This is a genomic window from Lapillicoccus sp., from assembly GCF_036559105.1.
Lineage (GTDB): Bacteria > Actinomycetota > Actinomycetes > Actinomycetales > Dermatophilaceae > Lapillicoccus.
This window is the reverse complement of sequence record NZ_DATBTV010000033.1, coordinates 1-1,595: the sequence shown is the minus strand read 5'-3', so window position 1 is coordinate 1,595 and position 1,595 is coordinate 1. Positions and strand designations below refer to the sequence as shown.

Annotated in this window: 2 protein-coding genes; both read right to left on the bottom strand. The window is 69.0% G+C overall.

Going from position 1 to position 1,595, the window contains the following annotated elements; genetic code table 11:
• Nucleotides 1–169 precede the first annotated feature (169 nt).
• A complete protein-coding gene (locus VIG79_RS04735) occupies nucleotides 170–1,219 on the bottom strand; it encodes a PHP domain-containing protein (protein WP_331882777.1) in 1,050 nt (349 codons plus the stop codon).
• A 13-nt stretch (nucleotides 1,220–1,232) separates the two neighbouring features.
• On the bottom strand, nucleotides 1,233–1,595 hold a 363-nt coding region (locus VIG79_RS04730), incomplete at its 5' end, for an IMP dehydrogenase (protein ID WP_331882774.1).

Sequence of the window (1,595 nt, the reverse complement as noted above, 5' to 3'; positions counted from 1 at the left end):
AACGGGATTCGAACCCGTGCTACCGCCGTGAAAGGGCGGGGTCCTAGGCCGCTAGACGATGGGGACCGGACTCTCGACCGATCCTCGCCTCTAGCGCTCCAGCGCTCGGATCCGTCGAGGACTCGGAAAGCATAGGGGTTGGGTGCCCCGATATCCAAAACGGGGCAGTTCAGCCCGCGGCGGCCCACGTACGCACGCGTTCGACGTCCCAGGTCGTCACGATTCTGTCCTGCGGCACCCCCAGGCGCTCGGCGCGCTCGCAGCCGTACGCCTTCATCTCGAGCTGACCGGGGGCGTGTGCGTCGGAGTCGATGGCGAACAGGCACCCCAGCTCGATCGCCAGCTCGATCAGCTCGTCGGGCGGGTCGCATCGCTCGGGTCGGCTGTTGATCTCCACGGCCGTGCCGTGCTCCGCGCACGCTTCGAAGACGGCCCGGGCGTCGAAGTCCGACTGCGCCCGCGTCCCGCGCGAGCCCGTGACCAGCCGACCCGTGCAGTGCCCCAGGACGTTCACGCGAGGATTCGACACCGCGGCCACCATGCGGCGGGTCATCGGCGCCCGGTTCATCTTGAGCTTGGAGTGGACGCTGGCGGTCACGAGGTCGAGCTGACCGAGCATCGTGTCGGTCTGGTCCAGTGCACCGTCGTCGAGGATGTCGACCTCGATGCCCTTGAGCAGGGTGAACTGTCCGTCGAGCGAGGCGTTCACCGCGTCGACGATCCGCAGCTGCTTGGTGAGCCGTTCCGCGGTCAAGCCGTTGGCCACCCGCAGCTGGGGGGAGTGGTCGGTCAGCACCAGCCACTCGTGCCCGAGCTCGACGGCGGTCAGCACCATCTCCTCGATGGGGCTGCCGCCGTCCGACCAGTTCGAGTGCGAGTGGCAGTCGCCCTTGAGCCTTGCGAACAGTGTCTCGCCTCCGCTGACAAGCGGTTTTGCCTTGTCCTGCAACGTGTTCAGGTATGCCGGCAGCCGGCCGTCCAGAGCCTCGCTCACCACTGCGGCGGTGGACTTCCCGATGCCCGGCAGGTCTTGCAGGGTGCCCTCGCGGTGGCGGGCGGCGAGCTCGTCCGCGGGCGTCTCGCGCACGGTGACCACGGCGTTGCGGAAGGCCTCGACGCGATAGGTGCCGGCGCGTTCGCGTTCCAGCAGGAAGGCGATGCGGCGCAGAGCCTCGTCCGGGTCGACGGGTGCCCGCAGCGGTTCGACCGACGCGACCATCAGTGCCGCGCCCTCACCAGGACGTGTGCAGCGGTCGGCCCTCGGCGAACCCCGCGGTGCTCTGAAGCCCGACGACGGCTCGCTCAGCGAACTCCTCGACGGTGCGCGCACCGGCATACGTGAAGCTGGACCGCACGCCGGCCACGATCTGGTCGATGACGTCCTCGACGCTGGGCCGTTCGGGGTCGATGAACATCCGCGCCGAGGAGATGCCCTCCTCGAACATGGCCTTGCGCGCGCGCTCGTAGGCCGTGTCGGTTGCGGTGCGGTTGCGCACCGCGCGGCTGGAGGCCATACCGAAGGACTCCTTGAACCGGCGCCCACGCTCGTCGGTGAACAGGTCACCGGGGCTCTCCAAGGTGCCGGCGAACCACGA